At 74.0% G+C, this 1731-nt stretch carries 2 protein-coding genes; both read right to left on the bottom strand.

Features of this window, described 5'->3' with window-relative positions; all coding sequences use genetic code 11:
• Positions 1–925: GGDEF domain-containing protein (locus tag FUT87_RS17995; protein WP_147241907.1), on the bottom strand; the 925-nt coding region annotated here is incomplete at its 3' end.
• 25 nt (positions 926–950) lie between these two features.
• On the bottom strand, positions 951–1731 hold a 781-nt coding region (locus tag FUT87_RS17990; protein ID WP_147241906.1), incomplete at its 5' end, for a GGDEF domain-containing protein.

Genomic DNA, 1731 nt, shown 5'->3' with positions numbered 1-1731 from the left:
AGAACTCCTCGCCGCCCAGGCGCGCGAGGCGGTCGACCTCGCGCAGGCAGGGCCGCAGCACCCGCACCAGCGCCTTCAAGGCGGCGTCGCCGGCCGCATGCCCCAGCGTGTCGTTGAGCTGCTTGAAGCGGTCCATGTCCAGCAGCACCAGCGCGTAGCCGCGACCACGCATCTGGCGCGAGTGCTCGGCATCGACCGCTTCGGACAGCGCGCGCCGGTTCAGCGCATCGGTCAGCGGGTCGCGTTCGGTGAGGCGGCGGATCTCCAGCACCAGCTTCATCAGCAGCAGGAAGGCGATCCAGCCGTTGATCAGCAGCGCCAGCACCAGCGACGCCCACAACCAGGCGATGTTGAAGTCGGAAGCGACGTCGATGTCCGCGGTGCGGCCCGGCGCGAGCAGCGCCTCCACCGGCCGCGCCAGCAGTAGCAGGCCGACCGCCATCAGCGGCGCGGCCAGCGCCAGCGCCGCGCGCGGCGCCAGGCCGCGCGCGCGCAGCAGGCGCCGCGGATCGACCGCCGCCAGCATCGCCAGCGCCGCCATCGCGCCGTAGATCAGCAGCTTGTGCCCGAGCGTGTCCGGCCCGCCGGTGAAGCGCGCGACGACGATGCCCACGGCGATCGTCGCGCCGCCGACCGAGCGCCAGGGCGCGGGCCGCTCGCCCACCACCGGCACCGCCAGCCGGATCAGCGCGAAGGCGATCAGCGACAGCAGGTCCGACCACCAGTAATGCTGCGGCGACACCAGCCCGAGCGCCTCGTGGAGCAGGAACGAAGCGCCCAGCGCCGCGTTGGCGCCCGACAGGCAGGCACAGGCGCCGGGCGATTCGCGCAGGCCGGCGGCGATCATCAGCCACACCACCGCGGCGATGCCGAACAGCACCACCAGCGCGGCGATCAGCGAGACCGGGTCGGCGGCGGGCAGCATCAGGCAGGCTCCATCGTCGGGGGGCTCACGCGAACTCCGCTTCGCCGGCGGCGCGCAGGACGCGGTTGCGGCCACGCGCCTTCGCGGCATACATCGCCGCGTCGGCCCGCGACAGCGCACCGTGGCCGTGGGTGTCGCCGGCGCGCATGGTGGCGACGCCGAAGCTCGCGCTGATCGGCCAGAGCTTGTCGCCCCAGGCCAGCGGGTGTTTCTGCAGCAGCTCGCGCAGGCGTTCCGCGACCAGCATCGCGCCGTCGAGCTCGGTGTCGGGCAGCAGCACGGCGAACTCCTCGCCGCCGAGCCGGCCGAAGCAGTCGGTGTCGCGCAGCGTCGCGCCCAGCACGGCGGCCAGGTGCTGCAGCGCGGCGTCGCCGCCGGCATGCCCCAGTTCGTCGTTGATGCGCTTGAAGTGGTCCACGTCCAGCACCATCACCGCGTTGGCGCAGCCGCGCTCGGTCAGCGCCTGCAGGCGCGCGAGATGGTCCTCGATCGCGCGCCGGTTCAGCAGGCCGGTCAAGGCGTCGCGCCGCGTCAGGTGGCGCACGCGCGCGATCAGGCGCTGCATCACCAGCGCGATCAGGCCGGTGGCGATGGTCAGGTCGACGACCAGCCGCAGCATCGCCAGCGGCGCGTTGGCGCCCAGCCCGGCGAGGCCCAGTCCCGCCGGCGTCCAGCCCAGCAGCCCGCCGGCGCGCCAGAGGCAGCCGCCGGCCAGCACGAGGTAGGGCGTCACGACGATGGTGGTCAAGCCGGCGCGGAAGCCGGCGCCGAGGGCGACGTCCCAGGCGGCCATCAGCGCGAGCACG

It is taken from the genome of Mitsuaria sp. TWR114 (assembly GCF_007997345.1).
The sequence above is the reverse complement of the archived record's forward strand: the minus strand, read 5'-3'. Positions and strand labels throughout refer to the sequence as shown.